The 17,294-nt window shown below is 51.8% G+C and carries 19 protein-coding genes and 1 other annotated feature; of the genes, 9 read left to right on the forward strand and 10 right to left on the reverse strand.

Annotated features, from left to right (window positions below; genetic code table 11):
* Nucleotides 1-238 precede the first annotated feature (238 nt).
* Entirely contained in the window at nucleotides 239-1,618 is a 1,380-nt protein-coding gene (locus tag EVJ24_RS14465; RefSeq protein WP_131441722.1) for a TrkH family potassium uptake protein, read from the reverse strand.
* Nucleotides 1,619-1,819: 201 nt separating this feature from the next.
* Between EVJ24_RS14465 and EVJ24_RS14470 the strand changes: the two genes are divergently transcribed.
* From EVJ24_RS14470 to EVJ24_RS14480, 3 genes are all read left to right on the forward strand, one after another.
* Entirely contained in the window at nucleotides 1,820-2,011 is a 192-nt protein-coding gene (locus EVJ24_RS14470) for a hypothetical protein (RefSeq protein ID WP_233589722.1), read from the forward strand.
* An 85-nt stretch (nucleotides 2,012-2,096) separates the two neighbouring features.
* Complete coding sequence (motA, locus tag EVJ24_RS14475) at nucleotides 2,097-2,879, forward strand: flagellar motor stator protein MotA (RefSeq protein WP_070329182.1); 783 nt, start codon at nucleotides 2,097-2,099, stop codon at nucleotides 2,877-2,879.
* Nucleotides 2,857-3,633, forward strand: a complete 777-nt coding sequence (locus EVJ24_RS14480) for a flagellar motor protein MotB (protein ID WP_131441723.1) — start codon at nucleotides 2,857-2,859, stop codon at nucleotides 3,631-3,633. The genes motA and EVJ24_RS14480 overlap by 23 nt, the downstream gene beginning before the upstream one ends.
* Nucleotides 3,634-3,668: 35 nt before the next feature.
* Here EVJ24_RS14480 and EVJ24_RS14485 read toward each other — a convergent pair whose 3' ends face one another.
* The 4 genes from EVJ24_RS14485 to EVJ24_RS14500 all read right to left on the reverse strand — a co-directional run bounded on the left by EVJ24_RS14485 (nucleotide 3,669) and on the right by EVJ24_RS14500 (nucleotide 7,589).
* Complete coding sequence (locus EVJ24_RS14485; protein WP_131441724.1) at nucleotides 3,669-5,093, reverse strand: dihydrolipoyl dehydrogenase family protein; 1,425 nt, start codon at nucleotides 5,091-5,093, stop codon at nucleotides 3,669-3,671.
* Entirely contained in the window at nucleotides 5,090-5,455 is a 366-nt protein-coding gene (locus EVJ24_RS14490) for a DUF1499 domain-containing protein (RefSeq protein ID WP_071398876.1), read from the reverse strand. The genes EVJ24_RS14485 and EVJ24_RS14490 overlap by 4 nt, the downstream gene beginning before the upstream one ends.
* A 65-nt stretch (nucleotides 5,456-5,520) precedes the next feature.
* Nucleotides 5,521-6,900, reverse strand: a complete 1,380-nt coding sequence (locus EVJ24_RS14495) for a sensor histidine kinase (RefSeq protein WP_071398875.1) — start codon at nucleotides 6,898-6,900, stop codon at nucleotides 5,521-5,523.
* Complete coding sequence (locus tag EVJ24_RS14500; protein ID WP_016509883.1) at nucleotides 6,897-7,589, reverse strand: response regulator transcription factor; 693 nt, start codon at nucleotides 7,587-7,589, stop codon at nucleotides 6,897-6,899. Before EVJ24_RS14500 ends, EVJ24_RS14495 begins: the two co-directional genes overlap by 4 nt.
* A 125-nt stretch (nucleotides 7,590-7,714) precedes the next feature.
* Between EVJ24_RS14500 and EVJ24_RS14505 the strand changes: the two genes are divergently transcribed.
* The gene (locus tag EVJ24_RS14505) at nucleotides 7,715-8,536 is read left to right on the forward strand and encodes a Cof-type HAD-IIB family hydrolase (RefSeq protein ID WP_070328310.1); all 822 of its coding nucleotides are present in this window, start codon (nucleotides 7,715-7,717) and stop codon (nucleotides 8,534-8,536) included.
* Nucleotides 8,537-8,568: 32 nt separating this feature from the next.
* Nucleotides 8,569-9,558, forward strand: a complete 990-nt coding sequence (locus EVJ24_RS14510; protein WP_071398874.1) for an alpha/beta hydrolase — start codon at nucleotides 8,569-8,571, stop codon at nucleotides 9,556-9,558.
* A 39-nt stretch (nucleotides 9,559-9,597) separates the two neighbouring features.
* Here the strand turns inward: EVJ24_RS14510 and EVJ24_RS14515 are convergent, their stop codons facing one another.
* From EVJ24_RS14515 to EVJ24_RS14530, 4 genes are all read right to left on the reverse strand, one after another.
* Nucleotides 9,598-11,160 (reverse strand): aromatic amino acid hydroxylase, encoded by a 1,563-nt coding sequence (locus EVJ24_RS14515; RefSeq protein ID WP_131441725.1) that lies wholly within the window; start codon nucleotides 11,158-11,160, stop codon nucleotides 9,598-9,600.
* Nucleotides 11,161-11,213: 53 nt separating this feature from the next.
* Nucleotides 11,214-11,408: a binding site (T-box leader), on the reverse strand.
* 122 nt (nucleotides 11,409-11,530) lie between these two features.
* Entirely contained in the window at nucleotides 11,531-12,208 is a 678-nt protein-coding gene (locus EVJ24_RS14520) for a uracil-DNA glycosylase (protein ID WP_201740380.1), read from the reverse strand.
* Nucleotides 12,209-12,286: 78 nt separating this feature from the next.
* Nucleotides 12,287-12,922 carry an FMN-dependent NADH-azoreductase gene (locus tag EVJ24_RS14525; protein ID WP_071398871.1) on the reverse strand — a complete coding sequence of 212 codons (636 nt, stop codon included), beginning with the start codon at nucleotides 12,920-12,922 and terminating at the stop codon, nucleotides 12,287-12,289.
* Between the two features lie 121 nt (nucleotides 12,923-13,043).
* The gene (locus EVJ24_RS14530; RefSeq protein WP_016509745.1) at nucleotides 13,044-13,475 is read right to left on the reverse strand and encodes a MarR family winged helix-turn-helix transcriptional regulator; all 432 of its coding nucleotides are present in this window, start codon (nucleotides 13,473-13,475) and stop codon (nucleotides 13,044-13,046) included.
* A 159-nt stretch (nucleotides 13,476-13,634) separates the two neighbouring features.
* Here EVJ24_RS14530 and EVJ24_RS14535 point away from each other — a divergent pair, with 159 nt between their 5' ends.
* The 3 genes from EVJ24_RS14535 to EVJ24_RS14545 all read left to right on the forward strand — a co-directional run bounded on the left by EVJ24_RS14535 (nucleotide 13,635) and on the right by EVJ24_RS14545 (nucleotide 15,560).
* Complete coding sequence (locus tag EVJ24_RS14535; RefSeq protein WP_070328315.1) at nucleotides 13,635-14,009, forward strand: hypothetical protein; 375 nt, start codon at nucleotides 13,635-13,637, stop codon at nucleotides 14,007-14,009.
* 92 nt (nucleotides 14,010-14,101) lie between these two features.
* Nucleotides 14,102-14,986 carry a diacylglycerol/lipid kinase family protein gene (locus EVJ24_RS14540; RefSeq protein ID WP_201740381.1) on the forward strand — a complete coding sequence of 295 codons (885 nt, stop codon included), beginning with the start codon at nucleotides 14,102-14,104 and terminating at the stop codon, nucleotides 14,984-14,986.
* A gap of 49 nt (nucleotides 14,987-15,035) precedes the next feature.
* Nucleotides 15,036-15,560 (forward strand): GNAT family N-acetyltransferase, encoded by a 525-nt coding sequence (locus tag EVJ24_RS14545; RefSeq protein ID WP_131441727.1) that lies wholly within the window; start codon nucleotides 15,036-15,038, stop codon nucleotides 15,558-15,560.
* Nucleotides 15,561-15,593: 33 nt separating this feature from the next.
* Here EVJ24_RS14545 and cbpA read toward each other — a convergent pair whose 3' ends face one another.
* Complete coding sequence (cbpA, locus tag EVJ24_RS14550) at nucleotides 15,594-16,229, reverse strand: cyclic di-AMP binding protein CbpA (RefSeq protein ID WP_070328318.1); 636 nt, start codon at nucleotides 16,227-16,229, stop codon at nucleotides 15,594-15,596.
* A 188-nt stretch (nucleotides 16,230-16,417) separates the two neighbouring features.
* Here cbpA and pdxK point away from each other — a divergent pair, with 188 nt between their 5' ends.
* Nucleotides 16,418-17,242 (forward strand): pyridoxine/pyridoxal/pyridoxamine kinase, encoded by an 825-nt coding sequence (pdxK, locus tag EVJ24_RS14555; RefSeq protein WP_070328319.1) that lies wholly within the window; start codon nucleotides 16,418-16,420, stop codon nucleotides 17,240-17,242.
* The last annotated feature ends 52 nt before the right edge of the window (nucleotides 17,243-17,294 follow it).

Here is a 17,294-nt window from a genome sequence, read left to right on the forward strand (position 1 = left end):
ACGGATTGAAGATCGTCTCGCCCCAGCGCTCATAGAGGAGTGCCCATTGACTGACTTTCTTACGGTCCACCCCGAACTCTTTTCCTAACGTTGTGCATCCGTCTTTGCCCGTCAAGTAGCGTTCGGCCACATGAATTTTGAAAGCCTTCGTAAATTTGACCATAAAAACACCCCATAAAAGTTGGATTTTTATGTCCAACTTTTATGGGGCAGTTCAACCAGGGCTTTTTGTGTGTCCTCATCCAATTAACAACTTCTCTTTCGGATAACGGATTTTCCGGTCCATCTGTCGTGCGACCGTGAACAGAATGGTCAGCGAGCCGACGCGACCGAGAAGCATCATGAACATGATGAGCCCTTTACCGGCGTCATTCAGTTCAGCAGTGATACCGAGCGAGAGCCCGACCGTCCCGAAGGCAGACACGGTCTCGAACAATAGGGCGGTCGCTGGAATGTGATCATTCGTCAAAATCGTGAGTGCCGTGATCAGCAAGATAAAGAAGAAACTTGAGATGGCGACGACGTAGGCTTTCTTGATTTGGAACGCGTCGACCGTCCGCTCGAGAATGACCGTCTCTTTTTTACCGACGATGAACGCCCACATGTCCGCTAAAATGACAGCGACGGTCGTCACTTTAATACCAGATCCCGTTGATGCCGCTCCGGCCCCGATATACATCAAGATGAGGATTAAACCGATCGACACCGGCGCCATCATCGAGATGTCCACCGTATTGAATCCAGCCGTCCGTGTCGTCACCGCTTGAAAGAACGTGACGTTTAACGCCTCGCCAATCGGACGGCCGTAAAGTGCACCTTCCACTGATACCCACTCGAATAGCATAAGTCCGAACCAGGCAATCCCGTTGATGACGCCAAGCGAAGCAATCATGATTTTCGAATGCAGAGCGAGTCGCTTCCATCGCTTCACTTCGGTCGCGTCGGCAATCGTCGTGAAGCCGAGACCCCCGATCATCAAGAGCATCGAAATCGTGACGACGATGGCCGTATTCTGCTCGAACTGCATCAAGCTGTCGGGCCATAATGCAAAACCTGCGTTATTGAACGCCGAGACGGCATGGAAAAAGCCATAATACAGTGCTTCGCCGAACCGATAATCGCTCGTGCTGTAAAGTTCGACCGTCAAAAATAACATTCCGATGAACTGGACGATGATCGTCGTGAAGACGATGTTGCGGACGAGGCGGACCGTTCCGCCCGGACCTGACAAGTTGAGCGATTCTTGGAGTAAGATGCGCTGTTTTAAACCAATCTTCTTACCGAGCACACTGAGCAGCATGAGCGCGACCGTCATGAATCCGAGTCCGCCGATTTGAATCAAGGCGACGATGACGAGCTCGCCGAACGTATTGAACGATGAGCCGATGTCGATCGTCGACAGGCCGGTCACCGTGCCTGCTGACGTCGCGATGAAGAGACAATCGATCCAAGAGACCGGCTCGGTTTGGGCGAACGGCATGTACAGTAACGTGGCTCCGGTCAAGATGGCGAGTAAAAATCCAGTCGCGATAAATCGGGCCGGCTTCTCAAAGATGAGCCGGTATAGCGCCTCAATTCGTTTTAAGCGCAATTCCCGTACGGTCAATCGATGTCGCATCTCGCTATCTCCTTTAAATCGAGTTTTCTAAGCATCATCTTACTCCTCGACGTGTAAATTGCCAACTAGAAAAATGTATCGCTAACCCTTCCTATATTTTTTTGGTAATATGAGAGATAGACTTTATGAATATTGAGGAGGTTGAATGAAACCGTGGACCCTAGTACGGTAGATCATTCGCTAAAGGATGTCTCGCGAAGGTTGGAGCGTCAATCACAATGTATGCCCGCCCATCTCTATTTCCAGCTCGAAGAACTGTTGAATTGGTCACTTGATCAAGAAGTTATGAATCAATTGTACGCATTATTAAAAAAATACGATGTGCTAACCGATATAGAGCGTGAAGAACGAAATATCAGCATCCAATTGCTGATTGACGAAAACGGCGCTTAACCATCGGAACGCATTTGCGGGAGACGAGTTAAGTCTCTCGCTTTTTTTATATCTTGATTTTTTTAGAAAGGTGGAAAACATAGACATGGATGTCGTCACTTTAGTCGGACTTTTACTCGGTTTCTTTACGTTAATCGGAGGGATGATTTTGAAAGGAGCGGGGGTCGCTCCGCTGATCAACCCTGCGGCGCTCGTCATTATTTTTGTCGGGACGGCGGCCGCGGTCAGTATTGCCGTTTCGAAAGAACAGCTACAGACGGTACCCCAACTATTTAAGATCTTATTCAAAAAGCAAGAACTGCCAAGTAAATCTGGATTATTGACGCAATTCGTCGACCTGTCGACACAAGCACGTAAAGAAGGCCTACTGTCACTCGAAACGGCACTCGAGCAAGTCGAAGAACCGTTTTTGAAACAAGGCATGATGATGGTCATCGACGGTCAACCGTCTGAATATATCGCCGAAGTGATGTCGCGTGATATCGAGAATATGGAAATACGACACAAAGCGAACGCTGATGTGTTCACGCAAGCAGGCACGTACGCTCCGACGCTCGGTGTACTTGGAGCCGTTATCGGGCTCGTCGCCGCACTAAAAGACTTATCCGATATCGATAAACTCGGCTACGCCATCTCCGCCGCCTTTGTCGCAACGCTGTTCGGGATTTTCAGTGGATATGTTCTTTGGTTCCCGTTTGCCAACAAGTTGAAGCAATATTCGAAAAGTGAGGTCGTCGTCAAAGAAATGATGATTGAAGGAATTTTGTCGATTCAAGGCGGAGAGTCACCAAAGACGTTAGAAGATAAGTTGGCCGTGTATTTGTCTCCAAAGGAGCGAGCGAACTATGAAGCGCAAAAAGAAGCATGACCATGAAGAACACATCCCGGAAGGCTGGCTCATCCCTTACGCCGACCTGCTGACGTTACTTCTCGCTTTGTTTATCGTGCTGTTCGCCTCAAGTAACGTCGACCAGACGAAGCTCCAGAAGATGTCTCAATCGTTCAACCAGGTGTTCTCAGGCGGCACGAGTGTTTTCCAAGCCTCAACGGCGTCAAACAGTGACATTAGTCGAACGGACAAAACGGATACGACCGCCAATCCGCGGACGTATGAACTGGCCAAACTCGACGAATTGAAAGAAGAAGTCAATCAGTACATTAAGAAAAACGGTTTAGAAGATGAAATCGAGGCGACCATCAACTCAAGTGGGCTCGTCCTGACGATCCAAGACCGGGCTTTGTTCAGCATGGGAGAAGCGACACTCGACGCTGACGCCCGCACGGTCGCTCAGTCGATCAGTGGCATTCTCGAACAAGCCGGGAATCGAGAAATCGTTGTGTCCGGTCATACCGATAACGTGCCGATCAATACGGCTCGTTTCCCGTCGAACTGGGAACTCAGTTCAGCCCGAGCGACTGCGTTCATGCGAGGTCTGTTGACGAATGAGTCGCTCAATCCGAATCAGTTCACGCTCGCAAGCTACGGGGAATATAAGCCGATTGCGACGAACGAAACGGACGCTGGCCGTTCTAAAAATCGCCGTGTCGAAGTATTGATCAAGCCGCTCGTCGACTTATCAGAAGGTTCACCAAAAATGATCGAAACGCTCGTCTTACCATGACGAAAAGCCCACTCTGTCGCAGAGTGGGCTTTTTGTTAACGTGTCCATTCAAAATATTTTCGGGCGAGCTCGGTGAGCGGGCTCTCGAAGAGCCGCTTCCGCCAGTATAGATCGGCCGCTTTCTTGACGGCCTCGCTCCGCGAAGGATACGGATAGATCATACGTGACAACTTGCCGATCTTATCGCCACGTTGCATCGCATAGACGACAATCTGCATCCAATCGCCAGCCGTCATCCCGACCGCGTGTCCTCCGAGAATCTTGCCGTTCTTCCGGGTGATGATTTTGACGAAGCCTGTCTCTTGGCGATCGGCGACGAACCGATCGACTTCAGACAGCTTCGCCTCAAAGATTTCGATGTCATCCCCGTGACGCTCACGCGCCTCGGCCTCGGTCAATCCGACATGGAACACTTCCGGGTCGGTAAACGTGATCCAAGGCATCTTGCTGTAATCGACCTTGTTCCATAGCCCGAACAAGGCGTTGGCGACGACCGCCTTGCCTTCTTCGCCGGCCGCATGTGTGAACGGTAACGTCTTGATCGTATCTCCGATGGCGAAGATGTGGGACTGTGACGTCCGATACGTCGACGTCACATCGACATAGCCATCTTTCACGTCGACTTTCGCCCGATCAAGGCGAAGTTCTTCGATGCGTGGAGCACGTCCTGTCGCCATGAGCAGTTTTTCTGCCTCATACTCGACAGTTTCCCCATCAACTTCGGCTGTGACTTTGATGCGTCCTGCCACTTCAGCAATCCGTTTGACCTTGATACCGATTTCTAGATGCAGCGCCATCTCAAGCTGTGAGCGAAGCAACGCACTGACAGACTCGTCTTCTTTCGGCAAGAACGCGTCTTGCGCCTCGAGCACGGTCACTTGGCTGCCGAGCCTTGCGAACGACTGTGCCAGCTCAAGCCCGACCGTGCCGGCCCCGATGACGATGATGCTCTCTGGGAGCGTCTCTTCTTCAAACACGTTCTCATTCGTTAAGTAGGAAACGTTGTCCAATCCATCGATTGGTGGGACGGTCGGTTTCGACCCGGTCGCGATGACGAACTTTTTACCGATTAGTAAATCGTCACCGACTTTCAGTTCGTACGGGCTTTGGAACGACGCTTCCCCGATGTACACATCGACCCCGATCTTTTCGAACCGCTCCGTCCCATCGTGTTCTTGAATGATCGCCCGCGCTTTGTCGACTCGTGCTTTCGTCGTCTTATAATGATCGCGCCCGTCAAACTCGGCTCCGAGCACACGTGCGGCCTGCATCATCGAACTCGCATCTTTCGAGGCTGCGATGAGCGCCTTCGACGGGATACAGCCGACGTGGAGACAATCGCCGCCTAGATGTTTTTTCTTCTCAATTAGTGCGACTTTCGCACCTAAATTTGCGGCACCGGCTGCGACCGTCATCCCGGCCGCGCCTCCCCCGATTACAATCAACTGATAATCCTTCATCCCATCAACCTCCGATATCGTTTGCTTACGTCGTCCATCCGTTTCCGGTTCACACCGAAGTCGGAATGACCGAGTCGTGAAGCAGAACGAAATTCTACTTGTCTCGCTTCATCGTCAAATAAAAATTCCACATCATCTTTAAAACGCATCAGTTTCGAAGTGACGACGTAATGGAGCGTGTCCGTCGTCTCCTCGGCAAGCTCCGTCCGAGGTAGCTGCCCCATCACCATTTTGATGGTTTCGACCGTTTGATTGCGGTCTTTTCCATACGGAAGCGGATCCATGTGCAGCGCTTTGATCGACGTTTGTGTCGATACTGCATTCGGACTTCCTTTCAACGGTTTCAATGTTTTTTCGGCCACGACAAAAAACCTCCCTCATTCTACATACAATTGTATGTATCCTGAATTCGGAAGGTTTAACCCTTTTATTGCAGTTCGCTCGGATCGAGCGGTAACAAAACTGTCACAGTCGTCCCTTTTCTGACTTCACTTTCAATGACAAGTTTCCCTTCATGCGCCTCGATCAACTCCTTAGCGATCGCAAGGCCGAGACCGCTGCTGCCTTTCGTCACTTGCGCTTGATAGAACATTTCCGTGATGCGCTGCAAGTGTTCTTTCGAAATGCCAGGCCCTTGATCGATAATCGAGATGAAGGCGACCCGCTCCGACTGAACGAAGCGAACCGTGAGCGTCCCGCCAACTGGTGAGAACCGGATCGCGTTTTCAAGTAAGTTTAAGAATACTTGCTTGAGCCGGTTCTCATCGAATAGACCGACCGACTTGGCCGGGTAGCGCTCGATCAACGTAATCTGCTTATCTTCAAGCGATTGTTTCAGTTGAATCGTTACTTTGCGTAACAGGGAGACGAGATCGAGCTCTTGACGATAGAGCACGAGACGACTCTCCTCGATTTTCGTGTAGTCGAGCAATTGCTCGACGAGACCGATCATTCGCTCGGTCTCCGAATGAATGATACTCAGACCGAGCTCTGTCTCGTCTGACAGTTGCTCGTCCCCGCCTCGGATCGTCTCAGTCCAGCCTTTGATTGAAGTGAGCGGCGTCCTGAGCTCATGGGAGACGTTCGACAAGAATTCGTTGCGCGTCGATTGGTGCTGTTGCACTTTAGCGCCTAAGTAAGTCAGCGTCCGGGCAAGCGCGCCGAGCTCGTGCTTCTCGTTCGAATATACCTCGACGTCGAAATCACCTTGCGCCATCTCGTCAGCCGTCTCAATAATCTCGCGGATCGGACGGACGAAGCGGTCCGCGATTCGGATGACCGCGTATAGCGCCACGAGCCAAATTAACACACCGATTATGAGGATCGCCATCCAAATCTCGCGGATGAGTGCGTCTAAGTCTGCGAGCGGACGCGTGAAACTGATGGCGAACTCACCCGTTCCCTCGGTCATGATTGGGCTCGTCACCGACAGAAAGTGTTCTTCGTTCACGTCATAGTCTTGGACGACCGACTCTCCTCTAGCGAGACGATCAAGCTGCTCAGGTGTATACGACGCTTGTTGTGCTCGCTGCCCGGTCGTTTTTATAATCGCGCCAGAGCGGTCGACCATCGTCAAATCGGTACCCGGATACCCGAACGTCCGGACGAGGACCGAGAACGCGCTCGGTGTCTCAAATCCGACTTGCGCCTGTGGATACAAATAAGCGCTTGTTGTCGCATGGCTGACCAACGCATCGGACTCATACTCGTAGTAATAACGGTACGTACCGTATGACAGGACGCTTACGAGCAGTAAGAGCACGAGTGTCACGACAATCATCATGCGGATGACGAGCTGTTGTCTCATCCGTCATGTCTCCGCCACTTATAGCCATGCCCCCATAGCGTCTCGATATAGGCCGGATGGCTCGGGTCGTCTTCAATCTTTTGCCGTAAGCGGCGAATGTTGACGTCCACCGTCTTCCGATCCCCGAAGTAGTTGATGCCCCAAACCGCGTCAAGAAGTGCGTCGCGGGATAAGACGACTTCTTCGTTTTGGACGAGATGACAGATTAAGTCGTATTCGGTCGGCGTCAAATCGATCGATTGTCCGTATTTCGTCACTTGTTTCGCCGCCAAGTCGATGGCGAACGGTCCTGACTTGAGACGTTTCTTCTCTTTGCGCTTCACTTTTTCGACGCGTCGCAGGAGCGCATGAATGCGCGCGACGAGCTCGCCCGGGCTGAACGGCTTGGCGATATAGTCGTCCGCCCCTTTTCCGAGACCTTCGATTTTATCTTCTTCAAGCGTGCGTGCCGTCAACATGATGATCCCGACGTTCTCGTCTAAGTCACGAATCGCGGCGCACGCTTCAAAACCGTCCATCTCAGGCATCATGACGTCTAGCAAGACGATATCAAACGGTTCACGATCGAACGCGGTGACCGCTTCACGGCCGTTCGTCGCTTCAAAGACATCAAATCCGGCTCGTTTTAAATTTACGATGATAAAGCTGCGAATCGCATGCTCATCTTCGGCTACTAATATCCGATTCATATTTCCACCTCTTCTGGAGTTCACTACTCTACATTATAGTTACGTTTTTGCGACAAGGTTGTCAATTGACCTCAAATCGTATTAGGATGGAGTCATTAGATTCTGAAGGAGGACTCCTTACCACTATGAGTTATAACATGATTGTTTTAGATATGGACGATACGCTCCTCACGAGCGACCACACGATTTCCCCTGTCACGAAAGCGGCGTTGCTTGACGTCCAAGAACGCGGCCACAAAGTCGTTTTAGCAAGCGGACGTCCGACATACGCCATGTGGGAAGCAGCTCGTGAACTCGAGCTCGCCAAATATGGTAGTTACATCTTGTCATTCAACGGTGCTTCAATCATCAATTGTGAAACAAATGAAGAAATCTTCTCAAGCACGTTAATGCCAGACACAGTCGCCCACCTCCATGATATCAGTGTCCGGGAGGAAATCGCGATTCATACGTACATCGGTAACGAAATCGTAACCGATCAGCCGAACCCGTATACCGATCTCGAAGGCGAATTGACGGGCATGCCGGTCATCCACGTCAACGATTTCAAAGAAACCGTCACGACCCCTGTCGTCAAATGCCTTATGCTCGGCGACGGCGATACGCTCGCTCCAATCGAGACGAAGCTGCAACTCGAGCTCGAAGGCAAGCTCGCCGTCGCTCGTTCGAAACCGTTTTTCCTCGAGTTCACGGAAGCCGGTGTGACGAAAGGGACGAGCCTCGCCTTTTTGGCTGACCACGTCGGAATCGACCAAGCACACGTCATCGCTTGCGGAGACGGCAACAACGACTTGACGATGATCGAATGGGCTGGACTCGGTGTTGCCATGGGTAACGCCAACGCCACGGTCAAAGGGAAAGCCGACTTCATCACGAAGTCAAACAATGAAGATGGGATCGCCCACGTCATCGAGACGTACATGAGCAGTGTCGTTACGAATCGTTAAGCAATAACCGTTTGAACCAAGGAGGAATCACGATGAATAAAGGATTGAAACGAGCTGGACTCGGACTAGTCGGAACTGCCGTCGCCAGTGCCGCCTACGTCTTCTTGTCACCGAAGCCTGCGTCCCGTCTCGTCAAAACTTCATTTACTGGAGGCAAGGAAGTCGCGATCAAAGGATTCGACGAAGTCGTTCAAAAGACGTCGGTCCGTAAAGATATCGATTACTATTCTGCCTACGAGAACGGAACGTTCGATTTGATTCGCTATGAAGGTGATAAGCATGTCGTCCCGACGATCTTTTGGGTGCACGGTGGCTCGTTCGTTGGCGGTGATAAGGCCGATGTGTTCAAGTATGCGACGTCGATCGCAAGCAACGGCTACAACGTCGTCAGCATCAACTACGCCCTCGCCCCGGACGTCACGTATCCGGTGCCGCTCCAGCAAATCGAAGAGGCGTACACGTATATCACCGACAACAACGATCGCTTCCGACTCGATCTCGACCGCGTCTTCTTCGCCGGAGACTCGAACGGAGCGCAGCTCGTCGCCCAATTCATCGGGATTCAACTGAACGATGGCTATGCACCGTCAGCCGAAGTGAATCAAGTCGTCCCGCAAGACTCGATCCTCGGCGCCGTCCTCTTGTCTGGCCCGTACGATTTGAAACGGACGATTCTCGAGTCTTCGAAAGCCGTCAACCGTTTCTTGTTCAAGCGGATCGGTTGGGCCTACTTCGGGACGTACAATTGGGAGAACCTCCCCATCGTCAACGAAGCGTCTCCTCTCGTCAACATCCCGGCCACGTTCGTCCCGACGTTCATCACCGACGGGAACACGGGGTCGTTCGAGACACAAGCGAAAGAGTTCGCGACGATTCTCTCCGGACGGACTGACGTGACGAGCGTCTTCTATAATCGAGATGAATACGAACTCGGAAACAGCTATCACTTCGAGATGAATCAACCAGCAGCCAGTTCAACGTATCGTCGCTTGATCACGTTCTTGCGCGAAACGACCAAATAAAAACAACCCCGACTTTTTTCAAAGTCGGGGTTGTTTGCGTCATTTGAGCAAATCCATTGCGCGGCCAATCAGCTCGTTGCGAGAGTCTGAAGTTTTCCGTAACGCTTGTAGCCGGTCGATGAGTGCTTGACGAAGCTCGTCTGACTGAACGAGTTCCAAACATTCAATCTGAGCCAACCAGGCGTCTGCATGCTTAGAGAGGACCATCGGGACGAGAGCGTCGATCGACTCCCCTTGTTCACGCATGAGCCGGATGCGATTGAAGAGCGGGTCGTCTTCCGTCCACGTCCGGGCGTCCCGTTCGATTTGAACCGGTTTCTCTAGGACGACGAGCTCTTCGACGTCCGTGCCCGGGAAGATCGACGGTAGCGAATCGTGTCTCACTTCAAGCGTCGCGAGCTCGATTTGTTTGCCGTCGATGTGCACGCTCACGTCTTCTAGCGTGATCTCGTCTGCCGTCTCGCTAACGATGCGGCCATCGAGGCGAACGTTCGCTTCCGCGAGCGCTTCTTGGATGGGTCCATCTAAAACGAGTAGTCCGTGATTGTTCAAATTACGAAGCTGGCCGGGGTCAACTTTCACGCAGTCTCCCCATTGAACGAGAGCAACTCCGCCTGTGTTCGTCACGTGTCGAACCGTTCCGACACGGTCGGTCCCATCTTCGAGCCGGATCGTCGATTGACTTCCTGAAGCGAGCGCCTTCTCAAGCGATGCGATCCCGCCCTTGTGGACGGCCATCCGTGATTCGAGTTCATCGAGCGCATCCGTCAACGCCTCGAAGTCAGGGATGACGAACAGTTCACTTTGCATATTCGTCACGTCCTGTTTCGTCTCTAGCGCATGCTCGAGATTGAACGGATGTTTCGTGACGGCGTCGGTCAGGCAGTGACGGCTCTCGCCGACCGAAGACAACAGTCCGGCCCCGTAAATGAGCGGGCGTTCGATGTCGCCGATCAGTCCGAACTCGACCGTCCACCAAAAGATACGCGCCACTTGTTGCGCTTCGGAGAAGCCCGTCACTTGCGCTTTCGCTTCATGCAGCGCTTCTAAGGCGGCTTTGACATCCGCTTCCGTCGAGTTGGCATTCTCTTTCACGATTGTCAGTCGTTTGAGTGCCGCGAACGAGGCGTGTTCCTCACGGTTCATGAACGCTTTCGCACCAAGTTGACCGAACCGTTTCACGATTTTAGAAAACTCAGGGTCCATCAGCATCGGCGCGTGACCGGCCGCCTCATGGATAATGTCAGGTGCCGGGCTGTACAAGATGTTCTCGACTTTCCGGATGTCGGTCGCGACCGGTAACATCCCGTTCCCTTGGAAGTCAAAGAACGCGACGCCAGGAATCAATCCGTCGACCGCGACCGTCGACCAACCGGCCGCTCGCATCTCGGCGGTCATTTTTTCGACGTCCGGCAAACGTTCCGGTCCCATGCCTGTCTTTTTCAACCCTTCGATGTAGAACGGATGGGCCTTGCCTTCGAGCGTATGCAAATTGAGCCGTAATACGAAGCGCCAGACCGCGTGATCGGTCGGTGTGTACTCGTTGTAAAACTGGGGCGAGATATGAGGCGCCAAGTGGCGTGGGATTGATTGTGTGAGCATGATATTTCCTCCTTTTGTCTACTGGACGTCAAAAAGTCCCTATCGATTCACTCGATAGGGACGACTTAGCCGCGGTACCACCCTGATTACTAGACGTTGTCTAGTCACTCTAATCCGATAACGGGGGACCGCTCACATGCGAGAGCTCACAAACTGTAATTCGATTCATCTTTTGGGCGTGTTCGCAGCACCACACGCTCTCTGGGCCAGGGAAGATGTCTCTACTTCGGTTTGATCATCGCTTTTGTTACTGTTATGCAGTTATGCTTCTACGCGAACTTGCTTTTAAGCGTTAAAGTATCTTGTTGGTTGTAACTTTACCAAATCGTTTTGTCGACGTCAACAAAAAACAGTCCGCAACTGCGAACTGTCACAAACACCAATCAATTTCAGGTTGTCCCCACTGTTTCAGCAAATGGTTCACTTGCGAGAACGGACGGGATCCGAAGAAGCCGCGGTGTGCCGACAGCGGACTCGGGTGGACCGATGTCAAGATCGCGTGCTGCGGCCCGATCAGCTTTTGTTTCTTTTTGGCATCGTTTCCCCAAAGAATAAACACGATCGGTTGTTCGCGCTTCCCGAGTTGCTCGATGATCGAGTCCGTGAACTGCTCCCAGCCTTTACCCCGGTGAGAGCCAGCTTTACTCGCTTCGACCGTGAGCGCCGTGTTGAGCAACAATACGCCTTGGCGGGCCCAGTTCTCTAAATTCCCGCTCTTCGGCACGCTACAACCCAAGTCTTCATGCAACTCTTGAAAGATGTTGCGCAGCGATGGCGGAAAACGGACACCGTCTTGGACCGAGAAGCTTAGTCCGTGCGCCTGATTCGGACCGTGATACGGGTCTTGGCCGAGGATGACGCATTTGACGTCTTTAAACTTCGTGTAGACGAACGCGTTCCAAATGTCTTCCCGCTGCGGATAGACGGTCGTCGTCGCATACGCCTCATCGACGAACGCTTTCAAGTCAACGAAGTACGACTGCTCCATCTCGTCGGCAATGATATCGCTCCAATCGCCGAGCAAGCGGTCTGATAACTGTTCTCCCATTTGATTCGCCCCTTTCCGTCTTATCATACCCGAATCGACGGCACACAAAAAGACGAGCCCAGTGGACTCGTCCGATGATTATACTGTGACTGTGCCTGCTACTTCTTTCGCAAGTGCTTCTGCTTTCGCTGTAGCGTCAGCAACGATGTCTTCGATCTTGTCTGGGAACTGGTTCATTCCTTCAACCGCAAGTGTCGTTACTTCGTTCACGCCGACGAACGCAAGCGCTTGACGGAGGTACGCGTCTGCAAAGTTGAGGTCTGTGCCTGTGTAGATGCCGCCTGTCCCTTGAATGTGAATCGCTTGTTTGTTCTCAAGGAGACCGACTGGCCCTTGCTCTGTGTAACGGAACGTCTTGCCAGCTGAGAGGACGCTGTCGAGGAACATCTTCATGCGTGCTGGGAAGAAGAAGTTCCACATCGGCGTCGCGAACACGTAAAGGTCTGCTTCCATGAACTTCTCAAGCATACCGTTCATCGTCGCGACTTTTGAAGCTTCGACGTCTGTGAGTGCTTCACCAGACGCGAATTTTCCCCAAGCGCTTAACACGTCGCCATCGATTTCTTGGACGTCGACATCGTAAAGCTCGATTGCTTCGACTTCAAGCGATGCGTTTTCTTTTTGAAGCTTCGTCATGAACGCTTCTGCGACTTGTTTGCTGTATGACAACTCTGTCGGTTTTGGGTTAGCTGATACGTATAATACTTTTTTCATAATGGGTTCCTCCACTGGTAATCTCTATTTTGATAACAACAGTTAGAACTATATCATCTGTATATCTCACCGTCAATTATTTCAACTTCAAGATAATTGACAAAAAAAAAACAGGCAGGCGTTATTTGCCTGCCGCGTTGTAGCCGACGCGTTTCAATAAATCGATCAATGTCTCGGTCTCTTGTTCGCTGAGCGGTCCATAAATATCTTTGAAGATTTCAATATGCTCAGGATAGACGACGTCCATCAATTGCTTGCCTTCGCCTGTCAACGATGCATACGTGACACGACGGTCTGACGGGCAGGCGACGCGCTCGATGAGCCCTCGCTTCTCAAGCTTGTCAATCACATACGTGACGCTGCCACTTGTGATCAAAATTTGATCGCCGATTTGTTGCAGCGGCGTATCTCCTCGTTTATACAATACGGATAGAACACCGAACTCTGTTGAATTCAATTGGTGGCGTCTAAGATCGTCTTTGACACGATCACTGATTGCGTCCATCGCTCTTGCTAAGACGACCCATGCCTTCAATTCGAGTGATTCAATCATGTCGGTTTCACCTCAATTCGTTCATCATTTACCTTTAGTATAGCAGGACATGAGCAGTATACGTCGCTAAAAACACTTCGTCAAGAAACTTCTCCGTTGTCGCGTCTCCTTGAAACGTTTAGAATAGAACTATTGTGATTTTTAGAAAGGGTGGACGGTATGCGTGAGTATTATGAGATTTCATTGACGATTAAAGCAGGCTATTTGAGTTCGGTCATCGAGTTGTTGAACCGGGAAGGCATCGCCCCTGACTATGCTCTTGAAAAAGAAGGCGCGGTCTTTTTACTGTTCAACCACTTGCCATGGCCGAACGTCACGCGCGAACCGCACGCAGTCGAGCGTTTCTTGTTGACGTTGTCGCGCGAAGACTACCTGTTCGTCAAGACGAAACGAAAATCGCCCGTACCCGGCCATGAACCGGTCGCCTGCATGGGAGCGTACGATTCGCCTTTCCACGAATATTTGAAAATCGAGCTCGCCGTCGACGAATCCGATGCGAGCCATCTCGATATGTCGGCGTTCCGCCATTACTAAACAACGCACGCGCGTTGTTTTTTTTGATGACTAGGTTTGAGCGTGGACGGGAATATAGGACAATATCTGACTGATAAAGGGGAATGTCTTGAATGGATACAGTTATGTTGATCGTCAACCCATCGTCTGGGAAAGAATTAGGGAAAGAGCATGCGCCGTTCGCTGAAGAAGTGCTACGCGAACGTTACGGAAACGTCGACGTCCGTTTTACTGAAAAAGCCGACGACGCCACACACTTCGCACGAGAAGCGGCGTCGAAACAATATAAAGCCGTCGTCGCCATGGGCGGCGATGGCACGTTAAACGAGACGGTAGCCGGTCTCGCCGAAGCCGATCATCGTCCCGACTTCGGAATCATCCCGCTCGGAACGGTGAACGATTTGGCACGGGCTCTCGGCGTACCGAGTGACCCGAAAGAAGCGATTGAAGCGCTGCGAACGGCCAAACCGTCACCGATGGACATTGGGAAGTATGAACACGGCTACTTCATGAACGTCATCGCCATCGGCCTCATCGCTGAGGCGGTCGATGAAGTCAGCGTCGAAGAGAAGACGAAATGGGGCCCGTTCGCCTACTTGATCGAAGGCATCAAAGCGTTCCGGGAACACAGTCCTTACTCGTTATCAGTTCAGGCCGAAGAGCACACGTTCGACGGGGACGCTTTTCTCGCCGTCATCGCGCTGACGAACTCGGTCGGCGGCTTTGAAAACTTCGAACCTGATGCGAAGTTGAACGATGGCCTGCTTCACGTCTACTTGTTTGAGAATCTCGGTTTTACAGACGCCTTCCAGCTCGCTCCGGCCTTATTTACCGGCAAGCTTAAAGAAACAGACAGTGTGACCGCGTTCCAGACGAAGCGGGTGTATATCGATTCGCCTGATTCGCTTCCGGTCAACGCCGACGGGGACACGGGCGGGAAACTCCCGCTCACGTTTGAAGTGCTCCCAAGCCATCTCCAAGTGCTGAAACCAGTCTAATTTCTCGCCTCGGGACAGAAGGCTCGTTCGAGAAAGGAGAGATCGTTCGATGAACATCACACTCGTTCCGCTGCTCGAAGCGTCAGACGACATCGTAAAGACGTTCAACCGGTGGAACAACGATCCCGAAATCGTTCATTTGATCCGCCCTGCTCGCTCGGAAGAAGAACTCGCGGCCGAGCAACGGATGACCGTCGCCGACTTGACGGATCGACTTCAGACACACGATATCTTTCTCATTTACGCTGACGACAGGCTCGTCGGCGAGGTGAACGTGATGTATGACGCAAACCATCTATACGTTCAAGAACCAGGGAGTGCCTGGCTCGGACTCGTCATCGGGGAAGCGGCGGGTCGCGGCAAGGGTGCGGGCAGCGAGGCACTCCGACTTTTGGAGGAACGGCTTCGTCACCAAGGCACGCCGCGCATCGAGCTCGGCGTGTTCGGGTTCAACGAGGCGGCACACCATCTCTATAAGAAGCTCGGTTATGAAGAAATTGCGCGCATCGATGCGTTCACGTACTGGAACGAACAATTTTGGCCTGATATCCGCATGGAAAAGCGACTGACATGACAAAGACCTTCCTCAAGCGAGGAAGGTCTTTCGTCAGTTGTTCAAGTTTTCGACTTCGACGACGCGGAACCCTTTTTGTTCGAGTTTGGCGACGATCTTGTCTTTCTTCGGCTCATCACAGTCAGGCGGCAACGTGATCAAAACACGGCGAAGGACTTTACTCTTCGCGTCGAGCGTCATCAAACTCGCGATAGACGAGTATTTGCTGACGACTTTCGTGATTTTCTCGAGCGCACCTACCTGCTCGCTAAGTGCGATCGTGACGACGTAGCTGCCTGTGTCACGGCTCCACGCCTCTTCGAGCATGCCGAGCATCTTCCCGTGTGGCAAAATGCCGTAAAATTCATTGCTCTCGTCTTTTAGGACCGCGATATACGGTAACTCTTTGATCGAGAAGAAGACTTTGAAGAATCCGTCCGACTCGTGGACGTATTTCTGCGTATTTTTAATCAATTCCATGACGTTGTCGTCAAGGCTCGCGCCACTCATTCCGTGACGGTAAATATGCATCTTATAAATGTTACCGCGGAAAAATATTCCCGTCTCATCGAGGACAGGGACACAGCGGTATCCTGTCTTTTCAAGCGTATCGAGCGCTTCACGTAACGTCGCCTTTTCACTGATTGTGACGACGTCTTTTTTTGGAATGCATAAGCTATGCACTAACATGCGGTTTTCCTCCTAGCAAATTAAAAGTGGTCTACACCCTATTCATTACTATTCCCCAAATATGATTGAAATCCTGCCACCTTTTTTCAAAACTTCAATCCTACCTTTCCACGGTCATGGGATTTGTCGTAACGCATAAAAGTCGTTATAGTGAAACTATCCAAACAGACAAAGGGGATTGAACGACTATGACGATGAAAAAAGCATTAACGATCGCCGGTTCAGACACGAGTGGCGGTGCAGGTATTCAAGCCGACTTGAAGACGATGGAAGAACTCGGTGTGTATGGCATGACCGCACTCACGGTCATCGTGGCCCAAAACCCACATAACGCTTGGCACCATGAAGTCTTCCCGATCGACACGACGTTGATCGAGAAGCAGATTGACACCGTCCTCGCCGGAATCGGCGTCGATGCCGTCAAGACAGGGATGCTCCCGACGCCAGAAATCATCGAGCTCGCGGCTCGTAAAATTAAAGAGTACGGCATTCAAAACGCAGTCGTCGACCCGGTCATGGCTTGTAAGGGAGCCGACGAGATCCTCAACCCGGACGTCGCCGTCGCGATGCGTAAGCACCTCGTCCCTGTCGCCAAAATCATCACGCCGAACTTATTCGAAGCGCGTATGCTCGCTGGCCTCGATAAGACACCGTCAACGATGGAAGAAATCAAAGAAGCCGCACGCTTGATCCATGAGCTCGGTGCTGAAATCGTCATCGTTAAAGTCGGTGGAAAACTTGGGTTCGACACGGCGTTCGACGTCCTCTATGACGGTAACGAGTACCGTCTGCTCGAAAGTGAAAAGATCGAACCTGCTTTCACGCACGGTGGCGGTTGCACATTCTCTTCAGCCATCGCCGCATCACTCGCGAACGGACATTCCGTCGACGAGTCGATTCGCATCGGGAAAGAGTTCATTACAGAAGCGGTCCGTCACTCGTTCCGCCTCAACCAATACGTTGGGCCGACGAACCATACCGGTTATCGTCAAAAACTAGCAACACAATCATAAATAAGGTGGCCCGGGGCGAACGTCCTGGGTCATTATTGCCATTGGAGGAGAC

This window comes from Exiguobacterium sp. SH1S21, from assembly GCF_004337175.1.
In the GTDB taxonomy this organism is placed as follows: domain Bacteria; phylum Bacillota; class Bacilli; order Exiguobacteriales; family Exiguobacteriaceae; genus Exiguobacterium; species Exiguobacterium aurantiacum_A.